This window comes from Streptomyces sp. NBC_01635 (assembly GCF_045209715.1).
GTDB lineage: Bacteria > Actinomycetota > Actinomycetes > Streptomycetales > Streptomycetaceae > Streptomyces > Streptomyces hirsutus.
The window spans coordinates 6,447,263-6,464,026 of the sequence record NZ_CP109277.1 but is presented as its reverse complement, the minus strand read 5'-3'; the positions used below and the strand labels follow the sequence as shown (position 1 = coordinate 6,464,026).

The following is a 16,764-nucleotide window of genomic DNA, read 5'->3' as shown; positions in this document are numbered from 1 at the left end:
GGCGGCGGGGCGGCGGTCGTCAGGGCCGGACGCCGCGCAGGGTCATGGCGACCGCTGCCTCCGTGATCGCCTCCGGGTGTTCGGCGGCGCCGAGTTCGATGCGGCGCACCGCCGCGTCGACCACGCCCTGGAGCAGCATCGCCGCGAGCCGGGGCTGGTCGTGCCCCAGGTCGCTCAGGGCCTCGACGATCATCGCGATGAGGCCGCCGTGTGCCGCGCGGATCTTCTCCCGGGCGCCCGCGTCGAGTTCGCTCGCGGAGATCGCCACCACGGCCCGGTGACGCCGGTCCCCGACCAGTTCCAGCTGCTTGCGGACATACGCCTCGATCTTGGCCTCGGCTCCGTCGGCCGCGGCCATCGCCGTCTCCACCTCGGCCGCCCAGACCGGGAAGTCGACCTCGCACAGTTCCTCGACGACAGCCGCCCGGGACCGGAAGTACTCGTAGACGGACGAGCGCGCCAGACCCGTGCGCTCGGCGAGGGCGGGGAAGGTCAGCGCCTCCGTACCGCCCTCGGACAGCAGGGAGCGTGCCGCGTCCAGCAGGGCGGCGCGTTGCATCGACCGGTGCTCGGCCACGGAGGCCGCTCGAATCCTTGGCACGCCACCACTTTACGGACGCGCCGCGCGAGACGGGAGCCCTCCGGCCGAAACCGCAGGTCGGACGGCCCTATCCCACCGACGGGCCCGGTGTGGGCTCGGACCGCAGGTCGAGCCGGCCGGCTCAGCCCCGGAAACTCGCCAGCTTCGCCCTGAGCTGGAGTACGGACTTGGTGTGGATCTGGCTGACCCTGCTCTCGGTGACCCCCAGCACATGGCCGATCTCGGCCAGGGTGAGCCCTTCGTAGTAGTACAGCGTGACCACCGTCTTCTCCCGTTCCGGGAGGGTGTTGATCGCCCGTGCCAGGAACCGTCGCAGCTCCCGGTCCTCGGCCACTTCCACCGGATTGTCGGCGGTGGTGTCCTCCAGGGTGTCCATCAGACTGAGCCGGTCGCCGCCGTCGCCCCCGGCATGCAGCAGCTCCTCCAGGGCGACGACGTTGGCGAGCGACAACTGGCTGAAAATCGCGTGCAGCTCGTCCACGGCGATGCCCATCTCGCCGGCGACCTCGCTCTCGGTCGGCGTACGCCTGAGCCGCGCCTCCAGCGTCGCGTACGCCCGCTCCACCTTGCGCGCCTTCTGCCGCACCGAGCGCGGAATCCAGTCCAGGGCCCGCAGCTCGTCGATCATCGCGCCCCTGATGCGGGTGATCGCGTAGGTCTCGAACTTGATCTCCCGGTCGACGTCGAACTTCTCGATCGCGTCGATCAGCCCGAACACCCCGGAGGAGACGAAGTCCGCCTGGTCGACGTTGGGCGGCAGCCCCACGCTGACCCGGCCCGCGACGTACTTCACCAACGGCGAGTAGTGCAGGATCAGCTGCTCCCGCAGCCGCTCGTCGCCCGTCGCCTTGTACGACCGCCACAGCTCGTCGAGCGTCGAGGGAGCGGGCGGCCGCACGCTGCCACCGTCACGGGCGGCTGGGTGGATCGCCGCCCGGTCGGACCCGGAGGTGTGCTGGGGCATTCGTCGCCTTGTGCCGTTCTGCAGTGGACTGGTACTGCCTGGGTGAGCTGTCTGCCTGATGCCGAGCTGTCTGATGCCGAGCTGTCCGTCTGTGCTGCCTGTCCGTATCGCCTGCGGTATCGCCGGCCGGGCGTTCCCCCTTGCTGCCGCTCCATGCCGGCGTTCCGCGCCGAGACGCCTGTGAGCGTAGCGTGACTACGGGGTCGCGGTGTGCGAGGGAATGAGGTCGGGGCGGGTGCGAGGGCCTCCCGCACGCCACTCCACCGGGTGAACCACGTCGCTCTGCGTGATCACCCGGGTGCTCCAACTGACGTATTTTCCAAGGGCTGTAGCCGTTCCCCCGGACGGCCGAACACCCTCCGTCAGGGGACCCCGGAACCGTCGTCGGCCGGAATCACCGCCTGGCGTGTCAACTTCCAGCCGCCGCCGTGTCGTTCGGCGTAACCAAGTGCTCGCAGTTCGTACAGTCTCGCGATCGCGTCGTCCCGGGTGGTCCGCGCGTCGCGCGCGATCCCCTCGACGAGGGCCGCGCCGCGCGCGGGCAGGGCGTCGAGGACCTGGCGGGCGGTGGGTTGCAGCAGGTCCCGGGGCAGCACCGGCCCGCGGCGTTCCGGGGCCAGTTCGCCCATGTCCCCGACCAGTTCGACGATCTCCGCGGCATCGGTGACCAGCACCGCGCCCTGCCTCAGCAGTTCGTGCACCCCGGCCGAGCGCCCGCTGGTGGCCGGCCCCGGTACTCCCATCGTGTGACGTCCGAGGCGCCCGGCCGCCCTGGCGGTCACCAGGGAGCCGCTGCGGTGGGCGGCCTCGACGACCACGGTGCCCCGGGTGAGCGCGGCGATGACCCGGTTGCGGAGGATGAACCTGCTTTGAGTCGGGTGATCGCCGGGCGGCAACTCACCGATGACCAGACCTTGTTCCGCGATCCTGGTGATCAGTCCGGTGTGTCCGCGCGGGTAGGGCCGGTCGACGCCGCAGGCGAGGACGGCGACGGTGGCACCGCCCGAGCCGAGCGCTCCGCGGTGAGCGGCGCCGTCGACCCCGTAGGCGCCGCCGGAGACCACGACCCAGCCGCGCTCGGCGAGCTCGGCGGCGAGGGTGGCGGCCATGTGGGCGCCGTACTCGGTGCAGGCGCGGGCGCCGACGACGGCGACCGAGCGCAGCGCCCACATCCGCAGGTCGGCGGGGCCGCGCACCCACAGTCCGACGGGCCGGCCGTCCCCCAGGTCGTCGAGCTGCCGGGGCCACTCGGCCGTGCCGGGGTACACGAACCGCACCCCGGCGTCCCGCGCGACGGCGAGATCCCGGCCGGGGTCGGCCCGTTCGGCCCTCGCCAGCAGCCCGGCCCAGCGCCGGCCGCTCGCCCCCGGCAACGGCCGGCCCCCTGCCCGCAGCCGCTTCGCCACCTCCCGCGCGCCCAGCTCCCGCACCCACCGCCCACCGGTCTCGTCGCCGGGTTCGACGACACGCGTGAGAAAGATCCGGGCAAGGAGTTCGCCGTCCCCAGGCCCGTCCACCGGTCCGCCCACCGGTCCGCCCACCGGTCCGCCCACGGGCTCGGCGGCGAACTCGGCGGCGCCTCTCATGTCAGCGCCCCGATCGCCATGGGCACCCCGCGCGGGACGCCGGTGCGCAGCTGCAGTGCGAGGGCGACGTCCCTGGCGTCGGGCCGGTCGCGGCCGACCAGGTCGGCGACGGTCCACGCGACCCGCAGCACCCGGTCCAGTCCGCGCGCACTGAGCACGCCTCGCTCCAGGCTCCGCTCGGCTTCGTCCATCGCGCCGGGGGCCGCGTGCCAGCGGTTGCGCAGCTCCCGTCCGGGGATGTCGCTGTTGGTGCGCCACGGGGTGCCCGCGAGCCGCTTCGCGGCACGCTCCCGGGCCGCGCGCACCCGGCCGGCGACCGTGGCGGTGGACTCGCCGCAGGCTCCGTCGGCGGTCAGTTCGGCGCGGGTGACGCGTTCAGCCTCGACCCGCAGGTCGACCCGGTCGAGCAGCGGGCCCGACAGCCGGGCCTGGTAACGGCGGATCGACGAGGGCGGGCACTCGCACAGGGTTTCCTTCGGCGAGAAGCGGCCGCAGGGACAGGGGTTGGCGGCGAGCACCATGAGGAACCTCGCCGGGAAGCGCACCATGCCCGAGCTGCGCGCGATGACGACGTGCCCTGCCTCCAGCGGCTGGCGCAGGGCGTCCAGGGCGTGGCTGCCGAACTCGGGGGTCTCGTCGAGGAAGAGCACGCCCCGGTGCGCGAGCGACACGGCTCCGGGGCGGGCCATGCCGGGGCCGCCGCCGACGAGCGCCTGCAGGGTGGCCGAGTGGTGCGGGGCGCAGTAGGGGGCGGTGTCGATCAAAGGCTTGTCCGGGGGCAGCAGGCCGGCCACCGAGTGCACGGCGGTGACCTCCAGGGACTCCTGCCGGTCGAGCGGGGGAAGGAGCGAGGGCAGCCGCTCCGCGAGCATGGTCTTGCCCGCGCCCGGCGGCCCCTCGAGGAAAAGGTGGTGCCCGCCGGCCGCCGCCACCTCCACCCCGGTCCGCGCCGGGAGCTGGCCGACGACGTCCGCGAGGTCGTGGCCGGTGTCGTACTGCGCCGCGCCGGCGCTGTGCATGCCGGTGGCCGCGCCGGCGCCGGGCATCCGCAGTCCGGCGAGGAGCGGGTCGGGCCGTCCCTGATGGGCGGGTTCCTCCTCGGGCACCGGCTCGTCGGTGAGGAAGGCGATCAGCTGGCGCAGGCTGCGGACGCCCAGCACGGACACGCCCGGCACCAGCGAGGCCTCGGCGGCGGCGCACTCGGGCACCACGACCTGTTCGTACCCGGCGTCGGCCGCCGCGACGACCGCGGGCAGCGTGCCCCGGACCGGCCGTACCCTGCCGTCCAGCCCCAGCTCGCCGATCATCACGAGGTCGGCGAGCACCCGCGGGTCGATCCGCTCGGCGGCACCCAGGACGGCGCTGGCGACGGCGAGGTCGAAGCCGCTGCCCGCCTTCGGGACCGACGCCGGGCTGAGCCCCACGGTGAGTTTCTTCTGCGGCCATTCCGCACCGGAGTTGACGACCGCCGCCCTGACCCGGTCGCGGCTCTCCGTCAGGCTCTTGTCCGGCAGTCCCACCAGCGTGAACGCCGCCACTCCCGGTTCCAGGTCGGCCTGGACCTCCACGACCACGCCCTCGACGCCGACCAGCGCCACCGAACACGTACGGGCGAACCCCATCTCAGGCCACCCCCCGGGCATGCTCGACCCGGGGCGCGCCGCGCTCCGGCAGTACGACGCCGACCAGGTCGATGCGGACGCCGCCGGGCGGTGCTCCCCCGTGTTCCTGGAGCCAGCGTTGCGCCAGGTCCCGCAGGCGGTCCGCCTTGACGGGGGTGACCGCCTCCATGGGGTGCTGGAAGGACGCGGCCCTGCGGGTCTTCACCTCGCAGATGACGAGGACGTCGCCCTCTCTGGCCACGATGTCGATCTCGCCGGTCCTGCCGCAGCGCCAGTTGCGCTCCAGGACCGTCATTCCGGCCTGCGCCAGCCGCCGCGCGGCCAGCGCCTCGCCGTACCTGCCGAGTGCGCTGCGTGCCTGCTGTCGTGGGGTCATGTCGGCACCACCTCCGGCGCCAACCGTCACGCAGCCGGCCATCCGGAGTGGATCTTGGTGGACAACCCGGCGGTTGTGGAAAACTCCGTCATCCACCGGGGTGCGTCATGTCCCCGCCGGGCTTCTCGGTCACCCGCCCGGGAGCTCCAGGTCGCTCTTGTTGAGCTCCTCGATGTTCACGTCCTTGAATGTCAGGACGCGCACCTGCTTCACGAACCTGGCCGGCCGGTACATGTCCCAGACCCAGGCATCCGCCATGGACACCTCGAAGAACACCTCGCCCTGGACCGAGTGCACCTGCATCTCGTAGTCGTTGGTCAGATAGAAGCGGCGCTCGGTCTCGATCACGTATTTGAACAGACCGACGACGTCGCGGTACTCCCGGTAGAGCTTCAGCTCCATCTCGGTCTCGTACTTCTCGAGGTCCTCGGCGCTCATGGCATGTTCCCCTTCACCCGTGCGATCCCACCATTGTGCGCCAGTTCCGGGAGCCGCCGTCCCCGAACCGGGCCGACCCCGCCGGGCGCCGCCGGACGGCCCCCGGGGCCTGCGGCTAGACGATCTCGGTGTCCAGGGTCACGGGTCCGGCCGGGGGACCCTCGTCGAGCAGGGTGCGCAGCAGCTCGGCGAGTCTCGTCGGATACACCGTCTCATGGGCCCGAGCCAGTTCCGGGCATGTCCACCAGCGTGCTCCGGTGACGCTGCGCCGCTCCAGCTCGGTCAGTGCCGTGGCTCCCGTGGCCGTCCTGGTGGTGCGGGCGAGGTAGTACCACTCGTCCTGGTCCCAGCGGCGGCCCGCGAACGGGAAGGAGCACGTCCGCCGCCACAGCACGGGCCCCAGCTCCACCTCCGTGATGCCGGTCTCCTCCGCGAGTTCCCGCAGCGCCGCCTGTTCACGGGTCTCGTCGCCCTCCACGCCACCGCCGGGTGTGAACCACCAGTCGTCGGCGGGGTCGTCCGGCTCATGGCCGTGCAGCAGCAGGATGCGGTCCCCCGGGTCCAGCAGGACGACGCGGGCGACCCTGCGCAGCCCGCGTCCGTCTCCGCTCCCGCCCTCGCCCCGGACCTCGTGGGAATCGCCGGTGGCGCGGGGCGTCTCAGCCGGCATCGCCCGCCCTCGCTCCCGCGTCCGCACGACGGGCCCGGGAGGCGCCGGCCCGCTGGGCGAGGGGACCGTACGCGGCCCCGCCGAGGATGAGCACGGCCCCGCCCAGGACCATGACGAGAACCGTCGGCAGCGGCCCCGGCGCGGAGAGGTCGCCGACCTTCTCGAAGCCTGTCGGGGTCTTCAGCATGCCGTCCATCGGCCAGACCACCGCGTCGACCCGGGCCTCGACCGCCTCGCGGGACACGCTGCCGTTCGCGGTGTCGGTGAGACGGGAGGTCGAGTCCAGGGAGCCGCTTCGCTCGTCACCGAGCAGGAACAGGCGGCCCTTGGGCACGGTCACCTCCGGGAAGGCGTTGAGCCCGGTCGCCTCGTCCTCGGAGAGATACGGCTCGTCGATCTCCGTACCGTTGACCTTCAGCCTGCCGTCCTGCCCGGTGGAGACGGTGTCCCCGCCGACGGCGACCACCCGCTTGACGACCGGTACGTCTGCCCAGTTTTCGTCCTTGAAGACCACGACGTCGCCGCGGCGGACGTCGCCGCCGTCGACGCGCTGGGCCAGCACCCGGTCACCGGCACCGATCGTCGGCGCCATCGAGGGGGTGGGCACGGTGTACGGCAGGTACACCAGCGCTCCCCAGACGAACCCGCCGAGGAACAGCGCCAGGCCCAGGGCCACGGCCAGTGAGGACAGTCGCTGCCCGGTCCGGCTGCCCGCCGGGCCCGGGTGCACACCGCCGCCCCGCGAAGCCGTACGTGTCGTGCTCCGACCAGTCATGGGCGGCACCCTACCCGGCAGTACCGGACCTGGTCAGCCCCCTCCTCGGGGCAGCCGGCCCGGCGTCCGCCCGCAGCGCTCAGGCCCTGGTCCCCTCCTCGCGCCGACGGTCCCACCTGCGCCGCCACAGCACCAGCGGCACCGCGCCCACGAGCGCGACCCCCTGGGGTGCCGACGTCAGCGCCGAGGACACCGATGCCTGCGTGCCCAGCGCCGGCTGGTCGAAGGTGTCCGGGACCTCGAGCATGTCCCAGCGGCCGAGCGGCCAGGCGATGACGACGGCACGGCCGACGACCTCGCTCACCGGGACCATGCCGTTGTTCTTGTCGGCCCGGTTGTAGCGGGAGTCCCGGGAGTTCTGCCGGTGGTCGCCCATGACCCAGATCTTGCCCTCGGGGACCTCGACCTTGAACTGGCCGCCCTGGTCGTCCTGGCTGCAGGGGGTGTTGCCCGGGTAGACGTAGTCCGCCTCGTTCAGGGCGACGCCGTTGACCGTCAGCGGGCCGGTCCCCTTGCACTCGACGACGTCGCCGCCGACCCCGATGACCCGCTTGATCAGGTCCTTCTCCTCCGCCGACGGCATCAGACCGATCCAGCTGAGGAACGTCTGGAGCGCGTTGGGGGCGGGCGTGGGCTCGCCCGCCAGCCAGCTGTCCGGGTCGTGGAAGACCACGACCTCGCCGCGCTCGGGCTCGGAGCCGAACCAGGGGGTGAGCTTGTCGACCAGGACACGGTCACCCTGCTGCAGGGTGTTCTGCATCGAGTCCGACGGGATGGAGAACGCCTGCAGCAGAAACGTCTTGATCAGCAGCGCCAGGACCAGCGCGATACCGACCAGGATGGGCAGCTCCTTCCAGAAGGAGCGTGGTTTCTTCTGCTCGCGGGGCGGCTCGTCCGGCCCCCGGCCGCCGCTCTCCGACCGGTCCTCCGTCACTCTTCCCTCTCCTGCCGCCGGGGAGTCACTCCCGGAGGTCACGGCGCCGTCCTCGACCGGGCCGAAGGGCTCCGCGGTACGCCCGCGATGCTCCTCGCCGTCGGCTCCGGACCGTGCGCCAACCGCCACATCCCCCACGCCAGCTCCTCACTCTGTGCTGCCGCCTGCCCCATGCGCGGCGCAGGCCCACCACTCCCATAACGAGCGGGAGTTCCGCAGGGCTCGGGAGCTGAATCATTCCGTTCGAATCGTCCGGGGCAACCCTATGCGACAGCTGGGCGGCAGCGGTCGACCCTGGCGCCGAGTCCGACACGGCGGCGTAGGCCGTCGGCTCGTCCAGCGTGTTCCAGTGGCCGAACGGCCAGGCGATGACCATGGCCCGGCCCACCACCTCCTCCTCGGAGACGGTGCCGCCGTAGTCGGTGTCCTGGTGGGCACGGGAGTCGGCGGAGTTGGACCGGTGATCGCCCATCACCCACAGGCGCCCCTGGGGCACGGTGACCTCGAACGGCGTCGTGGACGGGGCGTTGCCCGGGAAGAGGTAGTCGCTCTCCTCCAGGGGCACCCCGTTGACGGTGACCCGTCCCTGCGTGTCGCAGCACTGGACCTGGTCGCCGCCGACCCCCACGACCCGTTTGATGAGGTCCTTCTCGTTCTCCGAGGGCAGCAGGCCGATGAAGGTGAGCCCGGCCTTGACCTGCTTGATGCCGACCGGGTCCTCCTTCTGAGGGATGGGCTGCTCGTCCTGCAGCCAGCCGCCGGGGTCCTTGAACACGACGACGTCCCCACGCTCCGGTTTGGAGCCGAACCACGGGGTCAGCTTGTCCACCAGGACACGGTCGCCGACCTGGATCGTCTGCTCCATGGAGCCGGACGGGATGACGAAGGCCTGGACGAGGAACGTCTTCAGCACCAGTGCTATCAGGACGGCGACCCCGATGAGCAGCGGTATCTCCTTGACCGCGCCGCGCCGACGGCGCCGCTTGACCTTCTGCTGGAGCTTGCGCCGGTCGGCCCGGCTGCGTCCGCTCGACGCGCTCATCGCGCGGCGCGCGCCGGTGGGCAGCAGGTTGTCCGCGGCGCTCGCCGGGACGCCGCGGGGTTTGCCGCGGTTACCCATGGGTCCCCTCCCCCTGGTGCGCCGCGTTCGCCCGGGCAGCCGGCATCTGAGCCGCAGCCGGTACGCGCGCGTAGGCGTCGGGGCGGTGCAGCCGGGTGGCGCGGCCGAAGGGCTGGACGATCCAGTCGGCGCGGCCGATCACCCTGCTCACCGGGATCATGCCGCCGCCGGGCGAGCCGAGATGGTCGCGGGAGTCGCTGGAGGAGCCGCGGTGGTCGCCGAGGACGAACAGGCGGTCCTCGGGGACGGCGACGTCGAAGGGCACCGTGGAGGCGCTCTCGCCGGGGAACAGGAAACCCGACTCGTCGACCGTCCGGCCGTTCACCCGGATCCTCCCGTCCTTGTCGCAGCAGACCACGCGGTCGCCGCCCACACCGACAACGCGCTTGATGTAGTCGGCGTCCCCGAAATACTCGGTGCCGTCGAACACGACCACGTCGCCGCGCTGCGGTTCCGCACCGAAACGGTATGCCAACTTGAGTACGAGAACACGGTCCCCGGCCCTCAACGCGGGCTCCATCGATCCGCTGGGGATCTGGAACGGCTGGGCCACGAAGGTGCTGAGCGCCGGCAGGAGCAGCAGCACGAGGAACAGGGCCGCGGTGATCCGGCCCCCGGGAAGCCATCCCACGAGGCGCCCTGCCAACGCGGAACGCGACCGTCCCTCCGGGCCCGGGGTCCCCGAGGTGTCCTCGGGTCCGGCCGGGTGGGGGGAGCGGTCGCGCTCCGTCGACTGTGCTTCGGTGTCCATCGAGGCCAGATGTTATCCGGCCCCGGGAAGCGCTCAGTGCTCGCGCTTCTCCTTGATCTTCGCCGCCTTGCCGCGCAGCTCGCGCAGGTAGTACAGCTTGGCGCGGCGGACGTCGCCCTTGGTGACGACCTCGATCTTCTCGACGATCGGGGTGTGCACCGGGAAGGTGCGCTCGACGCCGACAGAGAAGGAGACCTTGCGGACCGTGAAGGTCTCGCGCACGCCGGCGCCCTGGCGGCGGATCACCACGCCCTTGAACTGCTGCACACGGGAGCGGTTGCCCTCGATGACGCGCACGTGGACGTTGACGGTGTCACCGGGACGGAAGTTCGGGAGGTCGCTGCGCAGCGACGCGGAGTCGACGGAGTCGAGCAGGTGAGACATTTCGTCTGCTTTCTTCGCTGATGCCGCAGGTCATCAACGGCAATGGAGGTTCGGATCGGGGTGTGCGGTTCGGGGCGGGCGTCGTGTCCCCCTGCGGCAGGGGCGCACGCCGGACGACGCACAACAGCGGCCTATTGTTCCACGGCGCCGGTCCTGCGCCAAAATCGGCCGTACGGCTCCCCGGCCGGGTCCGGCTCCCAGCCCAGGATGGAGAGCATCTCGCGGTCCTTCTTGTCGAAGGTCTCGGGATCGCAGCGCTCGATGAGGTCGGGCCGGTTGGCCGTGGTGCGCCTCAGCGCCTCGTCGCGCCGCCAGCGGGCGATCTTCCCGTGGTGTCCGCTGAGCAGCACCTCGGGAATTCCCCGGCCGCGCCAGACGGGCGGCTTGGTGTGCACGGGGCCTTCCAGGAGGTTGGCCATGGCGCCCGGGGCGAAGGAGTCGTCCCGGTGGGACTCGGCGTTGCCCAGGACTCCGGGCAGCAGCCGGGCCACGGCCTCGGTGACGACGAGGACGGCCGCCTCGCCGCCGGCCAGGACGTAGTCGCCGATGGACACCTCGTACACCGGCACGCGGGTCGTGTACTCGTCGACGACGCGCCGGTCGATGCCTTCGTAACGGGCCGGGGTGAAGATCAGCCAGGGGCGCTCGGAGAGGTGGACGGCGAGTTCCTGGGTGAAGGGGCGCCCGCTGGGGGTGGGGACGATCAGGGCGGGCGCGTGCGCGCCCGCCTCGTAGCCGTTCGCCAGGATCTCGTCGAGCGCCTCGCCCCACGGCTCGGTCTTCATGACCATGCCGGGACCGCCGCCGTACGGGGTGTCGTCGACGGTGTTGTGCCGGTCGTGGGTCCAGGAGCGGAGGTCGTGCACCTGGACGTTCAGCCGGCCACGCGCGCGCGCCTTGCCGACGAGGGAGACGTTCAGCGGTTCGAGGTACTCGGGGAAGATGGTGACGACGTCGAGCCGCATCAGGCCTCGTCCCGCGAGGCGGCGGTCTCGTCCCGCGAGGCGGCGCCGTGTCCATCAGCGACTTCGTCGCGGGCGGCCCGATCGTCGATGAGGCCCGGCGGCGGGTCGATGACCGCACGCTGTTCCTCGAGGTCGATCTCGGTGACGATCTGCTCCACGAACGGCACGAGCACCTCGCTGCCGTCGGGCCGCTCCACCACGAAGAGGTCCTGCGTCGGCAGGTGGGCGATCTCGGTGATCCGGCCCACCTGCTGCCCGTCCCGGGTGACGACGTCGAGGTCGATCAGCTGGTGGTCGTAGTACTCGCCCTCGTCCTCGGGCTGCTCGTCCGGGTCGATCTCGGCGATGAGGAGGGTGTTGCGCAGCGCCTCGGCGCCGGTGCGGTCACGGACGCCCTCGAAGCGCAGCAGGAGACGGCCGCTGTGCACCCGGCCGGTCTCGATGGTGAGCGGTCCGGCGGAGGCGGGATCGGTGGCCAGGACGGCACCGGGCCCGAGTCTCAGCTCCGGCTCGTCGGTGCGGACCTCCACGGTGACCTCGCCCTTGATGCCGTGGGCGCGGCCGATGCGAGCGACTACCAGCTGCACTGTGCTTGTTCTCCTGTCGTACGACAACGGGCCGGGGACGGCCCTGAGGCCCTCCCCGGCCCGAGCCGGTTGCGCTGAGCGTCAGCGGACGTGGTCCACGTCGACGAGGTCGACGCGGACACCGCGGCCGCCGATGGCGCCCACGACGGTGCGCAGGGCGCGTGCGGTGCGGCCGTTGCGGCCGATCACCTTGCCGAGGTCGTCCGGGTGGACCCGGACCTCGAGCACACGCCCGCGACGCAGGTCGCGCGAGGCGACCTGCACATCGTCAGGATGGTCGACGATGCCCTTCACGAGGTGCTCGAGAGCCTCCTCGAGCATGCTCAGGCCTCGGTCGACGCGGACTCGGCCGGGGCCTCGTCCTTCTTCTCAGTCTTCTTCTTCTGGGTGATGGCCTCACCCTTGCCCTCGTCCTCGCCGCCGAGCGCCTCGAACGACGGGCGGGCGGCCTTCTCGGCCTGCTGGAGCAGCGGAGCCGGGGCGGGCTCGCCCTTGAACTTCTGCCAGTCGCCGGTCTTCTTCAGGATGGCGAGCACGGGCTCGGTCGGCTGGGCGCCGACGCCGAGCCAGTACGCCACACGCTCGGCGTCGACCTCCATCACCGACGGGTTGTACGTCGGGTGGTACTTGCCGATCTCTTCGATGGCCCGGCCGTCACGGCGGGTACGGGAGTCGGCGACGACGATGCGGTAGTGAGGCGAACGGATCTTGCCCAGACGCTTCAGCTTGATCTTGACTGCCACGGGAGTGGGTTCTCCTGGTTTTTGACGTGGTTGGGCACGGCGAGACGGCCGCGTGGGGTTGCGGTACCCGAGTGCCCGATGGACGCGTCAGCCGGAGGAGAGAGGGGTCCTGTACGGCCGTCGAGTACAGCTGGCCATTCTGCCACATCCCGCGGGGCACCGGGGACCGCGGGGTGCGGCAGGCCGCAGCGGGGCACGCCTCGCCGGCACCCGGCAGGGCGGCGGTCGTGCCGCGCCAGGTGCCGGCGAGGCGGCACGACCGCCGCGGATGCGCGGGAGTGGACGGCATCCGCGCGTCCGACGTGCGTCCGGCACCCACGAGGTGCCGATTGCCGTCAGCCCGCGGCCGCGGCCACCCCCTCGGGAATCCGGAACGGCTTGCCGCAGCCGCCGCAGACGATGGGGGCCTGCGCCAGGACCGACGGGACGACCCGCACGTTGCGGCCGCAGTCGCAGACGGCCTTGACGCGCACACCGCCGCCGGACGAGCCGTGACGCGCCGCCGGACCGCGGAAACTGCGGGCGGTGTCGCCCGCGGTCGCGGCGGAATGCGCCTTCAGGGCGCGCTGGAGGCGCTCGATCGTGGGACGGTAGCGGCGCTTCGCCTCCGGGGTGAGGGAGACCAGCGAGAAGCCGCTGCTGGGATGCGGCTCGTCGGGATGGTCCAGGCCCAGCTCCTCGGCGATCGCGAGGAACCTGCGGTTGTGGTAGCGGCCTGCGCGGGAAGTGTCGCGTACGCCGCGTGCGGCGGCGATGCCATGGACTGCCTCGTGCAGCAGTCGCTCGAAGGAGAGCTCGTGACCGCACGCGGACGACGACTCCCCGATCAGGGACTCGGGCGCGGCAAGATCGGGCAGCTCGGGGTGGTACCGCTGAATATCGGCCCACGCCTGCGCCAGTTCTGCGGCGAGTACAGGTGGTGTCTGTGTCGTGCTCACGTAATGACAACGAGCCGGGGTGCCTCTGTGTTCCGATTCCGGGGCATCCCAAATAATTTGCCCTTACCCGTCAGTATGCGCTCATGCGTCCCGACGAGGGCGGGTGCGCTGATCTGCGGAGAAGCCTCACAGCTCACCTCAAGGTGGTGCGTAGGCTGACGTACACGGCCCCCCGGTCCGGCGCGTACGCGGTGTCCGCGCGCCGGTTCTCCCGTGACCCACGGATGCGCAAGGGGCGTTTCGGCCGCACTCCCGACGGAGCGGCCCCGGACCGGCCCCGGCTCTGCGGGCGCGTGCCAGGGTCACGACGTTACCCCGTCCGCCGCCGGGACCCGACGGCGGGCCGTCCCCCTCCCGCCCTCCGCTCCCTCCACCCGTCCCGGCCCGTCCGCGATCACCGGTTTGTGGACCTTGGCCGGAACCATCCGGTCTCCCCCGGATTACCGGAATGTGAATTCTTGCCACTGGCACGAGCAACTCCCAAGCCATCGCCCCGCTCCACTGGACGCCGGGTCGAGGGCGGAGTTTCCTGGCATGACGGGGGTAGTGCGAGCGCGCCGCGCGGGGGCGAGGCGATCGGACGGCGCGGCAACTCTCGGCTGATTGGGGCGCTTACCTATGACACCTACGCTCGTGCGGCAGCACCTTCCTCGCACAGGCCACGGCCCTCGCGTGGACCGGCGGGCACGCGCGCGTGACTGGTCCGAGATACAGGAGAGGATGCTCGTACCGCTCTACGAGGCCGTCTACGAGCGATTGGACGTGGGGTCCGGGGCGCGGCTGCTCGGCCTCGGCTGCGGTTCGGGGCTCGCCCTGCTGATGGCGGCCTCCCGGGGCGCCGCGGTCACCGGTGTCGACACCTCGTCGGACCGGTTGGCCGTCGCGCGCGAGCGGCTGCTGCCCGCCGGGCGGGACCCACACGCGCGTGCGGACGCCCGGATCGTGGACGGCTCCCCCGGGGACACGGTCCGCGGGGGCACGGCTGACACGGCGGCTTCCGGTACCGGCACGGCCGGCGGGGACGACCCCGCGTACACCGTGGTGACCGCCTTCGAACCCATCGGGTGCCTCGCGGGGGACGCGGACGGGCTGAGCGAACAGCTCGCCGAGGCGGTTCCGCTCACCGGTCACGGAGCTGCCGTGGTGCTCGCCGGCTGGGGCCCGCCGGAACGCTGCGCCACGGCGTCCGTGCTCCGGGTGGCCACCAGGCTGGCGGAGCCGCTGCGCGGCACGGGAACCTGGCGCCCCGCGCACCGCGACGACCTGGAGGACGTCGCCCGGCGGGCGGGCCTCAGGCCGGACGGCTCGGGACGGGTGGCCTGCCCCTTCGGATACGCCGACGTGGACAGCGCCGTACGGGGTCTGCTGTCGACGGGGCTGTTCGATCCGGCGGTCGCGGCGACGGACCGGATCCAGGTGGACAAGGAAATCGCCGAGGCGCTGCACCCGTACGAGCGGCAGGACGGGACGGTGTGGATGCCGAACGTCTTCCGGTATCTGATCGCCCGGACACCCTGACACCGTCGCGGACACCGCGCACATACGTCACGAGGGCGCCTCCGCCGAAGAGGTGCCCCCGTGACGCGGGAAGGACCGCCGGTCCCGGAGCGGTCAGCCCATGAACTTCTTGAACTCGTCCGGCAGCTCGAAGTCCTGGCTGCCCTGCTGCGGCAGCCCGAAGGCGTTGCCCCCCTCGGCCGCGGCGGCGCGGCGCTGGGCGGCCTCCTCCTCCTGCTGCTTGCGCTTCATCGGGTTGCCGGAGCGCTGCTTGCCCTTGGCCTGCTTCTGCTTCTTCTTCGCCCGGCCGGGACCGCCGCCCATGCCCGGCATCCCGGGCATCCCCGGCATGCCGCCGCCCTGGGCCATGCGGGACATCATCTTGCGGGCCTCGAAGAAGCGCTCGACAAGGTTCTTCACCGCGCTGACCTCGACGCCGGAGCCCTTGGCGATACGGGCGCGGCGGGAGCCGTTGATGATCGTCGCGTCCTGGCGCTCGGCCGGGGTCATCGACTTGATGATCGCGGCCGTGCGGTCGACGTCCCGCTCGTCGAGGTTGTTGATCTGGTCCTTGATCTGCCCCATGCCGGGGAGCATGCCGAGCAGCTTCGAGATGCTGCCCATCTTCCTGACCTGCTCCATCTGGGCCAGGAAGTCGTCCAGGGTGAAGTCCTGGCCCTTCTTCGACGCCAGCTTGGAGGCCATCTTCTCGGCCTCGTCCTGGCTGAACGTCTTCTCCGCCTGCTCGATCAGGGTGAGCAGGTCACCCATGTCGAGGATGCGGGAGGCCATCCGGTCGGGGTGGAAGGCGTCGAACTCGTCGAGCTTCTCGCCGTTCGACGCGAACATGATCGGCTTGCCGGTCACCGAGGCGATCGACAGGGCCGCACCACCGCGGGCGTCGCCGTCGAGCTTGGAGAGCACCACGCCGTCGAAGCCGACGCCGTCGCGGAAGGCCTCGGCGGTGTTGACGGCGTCCTGGCCGATCATCGCGTCGACGACGAAGAGGATCTCGTCCGGCGAGACCGCGTCCCTGATGTCCGCGGCCTGCCGCATCAGCTCCTGGTCGATGCCCAGGCGGCCGGCGGTGTCCACGATGACGATGTCGTGGACCTTGGACTTGGCGAACTCGATGGAGTCCTTGGCGACCTTGACCGGGTCGCCCACGCCGTTGCCCGGCTCGGGCGCGTAGACGGCGACGCCGGCGCGCTCGGCGACGACGCTGAGCTGGTTGACGGCGTTGGGGCGCTGGAGGTCGCAGGCGACCAGGAGCGGCGAGTGGCCCTGCCCCTTGAGCCAGTGGCCGAGCTTGCCCGCGAGGGTGGTCTTACCGGCACCCTGCAGACCGGCCAGCATGATCACGGTCGGCGGCTGCTTGGCGAAGCGCAGGCGCCGGGTCTCGCCGCCGAGGATGCCCACCAGCTCGTCGTTGACGATCTTGATGAACTGCTGCGCCGGGTTGAGGGCCTTGGAGACCTCGGCGCCCAAAGCCCTGTCCTTGACATTCTTGATGAATGCCCGGACGACGGGGAGGGCCACGTCGGCCTCAAGGAGCGCGATACGGATCTCGCGCGCCGTGGCGTCGATGTCCGCCTCGGACAGCCTGCCCTTGCCCCGGAGAGACTTGAAAGTGGCTGACAAGCGGTCGGAGAGAGTATCGAACACGGCGGTGTCGGTCCTTGGAGTCGGGAGCAGTTCGGGTCGCACTCCAGGGTATCCGGCCGCGCAAGCACCTCGTCCCTGCCCGCTGCGGCGAGCGGACAGGGACGGAAGGAGCCCCGCAGTGGCAGGGAGCACGCATGGCACACCTCAG

General features: G+C 71.7%; 19 protein-coding genes. 1 reads left to right on the top strand and 18 read right to left on the bottom strand.

The features are described 5' to 3' along the window. Nucleotides 1-19: 19 nt before the first annotated feature. From OHB56_RS30105 to OHB56_RS30025, 17 genes are all read right to left on the bottom strand, one after another. Nucleotides 20-577: a helix-turn-helix domain-containing protein gene (locus tag OHB56_RS30105; protein ID WP_326757179.1), complete on the bottom strand. Its 558-nt coding sequence runs from the start codon at nucleotides 575-577 to the stop codon at nucleotides 20-22. Nucleotides 578-722: 145 nt separating this feature from the next. Continuing rightward, nucleotides 723-1,565, bottom strand: coding sequence for an RNA polymerase sigma factor WhiG (gene whiG, locus OHB56_RS30100; RefSeq protein WP_055597171.1), 843 nt, complete (start codon nucleotides 1,563-1,565; stop codon nucleotides 723-725). 362 nt (nucleotides 1,566-1,927) lie between these two features. After that, the gene (gene dprA, locus OHB56_RS30095; protein ID WP_406356658.1) at nucleotides 1,928-3,151 is read right to left on the bottom strand and encodes a DNA-processing protein DprA; all 1,224 of its coding nucleotides are present in this window, start codon (nucleotides 3,149-3,151) and stop codon (nucleotides 1,928-1,930) included. Continuing rightward, nucleotides 3,148-4,773 (bottom strand): YifB family Mg chelatase-like AAA ATPase, encoded by a 1,626-nt coding sequence (locus OHB56_RS30090; RefSeq protein ID WP_326754951.1) that lies wholly within the window; start codon nucleotides 4,771-4,773, stop codon nucleotides 3,148-3,150. The genes dprA and OHB56_RS30090 overlap by 4 nt, the downstream gene beginning before the upstream one ends. A 1-nt stretch (nucleotide 4,774) precedes the next feature. Beyond that, a complete protein-coding gene (locus OHB56_RS30085; protein WP_406356655.1) occupies nucleotides 4,775-5,179 on the bottom strand; it encodes a YraN family protein in 405 nt (134 codons plus the stop codon). A 99-nt stretch (nucleotides 5,180-5,278) separates the two neighbouring features. Continuing rightward, the gene (locus OHB56_RS30080; RefSeq protein WP_003965949.1) at nucleotides 5,279-5,587 is read right to left on the bottom strand and encodes a DUF2469 domain-containing protein; all 309 of its coding nucleotides are present in this window, start codon (nucleotides 5,585-5,587) and stop codon (nucleotides 5,279-5,281) included. A 115-nt stretch (nucleotides 5,588-5,702) separates the two neighbouring features. Then, complete coding sequence (locus tag OHB56_RS30075; protein WP_326754949.1) at nucleotides 5,703-6,257, bottom strand: NUDIX hydrolase; 555 nt, start codon at nucleotides 6,255-6,257, stop codon at nucleotides 5,703-5,705. Further along, nucleotides 6,247-7,032, bottom strand: coding sequence for a signal peptidase I (gene lepB, locus OHB56_RS30070; protein ID WP_406356653.1), 786 nt, complete (start codon nucleotides 7,030-7,032; stop codon nucleotides 6,247-6,249). Before lepB (OHB56_RS30070) ends, OHB56_RS30075 begins: the two co-directional genes overlap by 11 nt. A gap of 79 nt (nucleotides 7,033-7,111) precedes the next feature. Then, nucleotides 7,112-8,104: a signal peptidase I gene (gene lepB / locus OHB56_RS30065; RefSeq protein ID WP_326754947.1), complete on the bottom strand. Its 993-nt coding sequence runs from the start codon at nucleotides 8,102-8,104 to the stop codon at nucleotides 7,112-7,114. Continuing rightward, nucleotides 7,992-9,086 carry a signal peptidase I gene (gene lepB / locus OHB56_RS30060; protein WP_326754946.1) on the bottom strand — a complete coding sequence of 365 codons (1,095 nt, stop codon included), beginning with the start codon at nucleotides 9,084-9,086 and terminating at the stop codon, nucleotides 7,992-7,994. The genes lepB (OHB56_RS30065) and lepB (OHB56_RS30060) overlap by 113 nt, the downstream gene beginning before the upstream one ends. Next, nucleotides 9,079-9,837: a signal peptidase I gene (lepB, locus tag OHB56_RS30055; protein ID WP_326754945.1), complete on the bottom strand. Its 759-nt coding sequence runs from the start codon at nucleotides 9,835-9,837 to the stop codon at nucleotides 9,079-9,081. Before lepB (OHB56_RS30055) ends, lepB (OHB56_RS30060) begins: the two co-directional genes overlap by 8 nt. A gap of 33 nt (nucleotides 9,838-9,870) precedes the next feature. After that, a complete protein-coding gene (gene rplS, locus OHB56_RS30050; RefSeq protein ID WP_326754944.1) occupies nucleotides 9,871-10,221 on the bottom strand; it encodes a 50S ribosomal protein L19 in 351 nt (116 codons plus the stop codon). Nucleotides 10,222-10,352: 131 nt separating this feature from the next. Beyond that, the gene (gene trmD, locus OHB56_RS30045) at nucleotides 10,353-11,186 is read right to left on the bottom strand and encodes a tRNA (guanosine(37)-N1)-methyltransferase TrmD (protein WP_406356650.1); all 834 of its coding nucleotides are present in this window, start codon (nucleotides 11,184-11,186) and stop codon (nucleotides 10,353-10,355) included. Further along, the gene (rimM, locus tag OHB56_RS30040; RefSeq protein ID WP_326754942.1) at nucleotides 11,186-11,773 is read right to left on the bottom strand and encodes a ribosome maturation factor RimM; all 588 of its coding nucleotides are present in this window, start codon (nucleotides 11,771-11,773) and stop codon (nucleotides 11,186-11,188) included. The genes trmD and rimM overlap by 1 nt, the downstream gene beginning before the upstream one ends. 81 nt (nucleotides 11,774-11,854) lie before the next feature. Beyond that, nucleotides 11,855-12,094, bottom strand: a complete 240-nt coding sequence (locus tag OHB56_RS30035; RefSeq protein ID WP_055597159.1) for an RNA-binding protein — start codon at nucleotides 12,092-12,094, stop codon at nucleotides 11,855-11,857. Nucleotides 12,095-12,096: 2 nt separating this feature from the next. Next, nucleotides 12,097-12,516, bottom strand: coding sequence for a 30S ribosomal protein S16 (gene rpsP, locus OHB56_RS30030; RefSeq protein ID WP_055597158.1), 420 nt, complete (start codon nucleotides 12,514-12,516; stop codon nucleotides 12,097-12,099). A 335-nt stretch (nucleotides 12,517-12,851) separates the two neighbouring features. Then, the gene (locus OHB56_RS30025; protein ID WP_326754941.1) at nucleotides 12,852-13,454 is read right to left on the bottom strand and encodes a hypothetical protein; all 603 of its coding nucleotides are present in this window, start codon (nucleotides 13,452-13,454) and stop codon (nucleotides 12,852-12,854) included. 618 nt (nucleotides 13,455-14,072) lie between these two features. Between OHB56_RS30025 and OHB56_RS30020 the strand changes: the two genes are divergently transcribed. Further along, nucleotides 14,073-14,972, top strand: coding sequence for a methyltransferase domain-containing protein (locus tag OHB56_RS30020; RefSeq protein WP_406356647.1), 900 nt, complete (start codon nucleotides 14,073-14,075; stop codon nucleotides 14,970-14,972). A 93-nt stretch (nucleotides 14,973-15,065) separates the two neighbouring features. Here the strand turns inward: OHB56_RS30020 and ffh are convergent, their stop codons facing one another. Next, complete coding sequence (gene ffh, locus OHB56_RS30015) at nucleotides 15,066-16,616, bottom strand: signal recognition particle protein (protein WP_326754939.1); 1,551 nt, start codon at nucleotides 16,614-16,616, stop codon at nucleotides 15,066-15,068. Nucleotides 16,617-16,764: the final 148 nt, after the last annotated feature.

Excerpts from the sequence above, each read along its gene's own strand:
- whiG (WP_055597171.1), bottom strand. The coding sequence starts at position 1,565 with ATGCCCCAGCACACCTCCGGGTCCGACCGGGCGGCGATCCACCCAGCC.
- dprA (WP_406356658.1), bottom strand. The coding sequence starts at position 3,151 with ATGAGAGGCGCCGCCGAGTTCGCCGCCGAGCCCGTGGGCGGACCGGTG.
- OHB56_RS30090 (WP_326754951.1), bottom strand. The coding sequence starts at position 4,773 with ATGGGGTTCGCCCGTACGTGTTCGGTGGCGCTGGTCGGCGTCGAGGGC.
- OHB56_RS30080 (WP_003965949.1), bottom strand. The coding sequence starts at position 5,587 with ATGAGCGCCGAGGACCTCGAGAAGTACGAGACCGAGATGGAGCTGAAG.
- OHB56_RS30075 (WP_326754949.1), bottom strand. The coding sequence starts at position 6,257 with ATGCCGGCTGAGACGCCCCGCGCCACCGGCGATTCCCACGAGGTCCGG.
- lepB (WP_406356653.1), bottom strand. The coding sequence starts at position 7,032 with ATGACTGGTCGGAGCACGACACGTACGGCTTCGCGGGGCGGCGGTGTG.
- lepB (WP_326754946.1), bottom strand. The coding sequence starts at position 9,086 with ATGGGTAACCGCGGCAAACCCCGCGGCGTCCCGGCGAGCGCCGCGGAC.
- lepB (WP_326754945.1), bottom strand. The coding sequence starts at position 9,837 with ATGGACACCGAAGCACAGTCGACGGAGCGCGACCGCTCCCCCCACCCG.
- rplS (WP_326754944.1), bottom strand. The coding sequence starts at position 10,221 with ATGTCTCACCTGCTCGACTCCGTCGACTCCGCGTCGCTGCGCAGCGAC.
- trmD (WP_406356650.1), bottom strand. The coding sequence starts at position 11,186 with ATGCGGCTCGACGTCGTCACCATCTTCCCCGAGTACCTCGAACCGCTG.
- OHB56_RS30035 (WP_055597159.1), bottom strand. The coding sequence starts at position 12,094 with ATGCTCGAGGAGGCTCTCGAGCACCTCGTGAAGGGCATCGTCGACCAT.
- OHB56_RS30020 (WP_406356647.1), top strand. The coding sequence starts at position 14,073 with ATGACACCTACGCTCGTGCGGCAGCACCTTCCTCGCACAGGCCACGGC.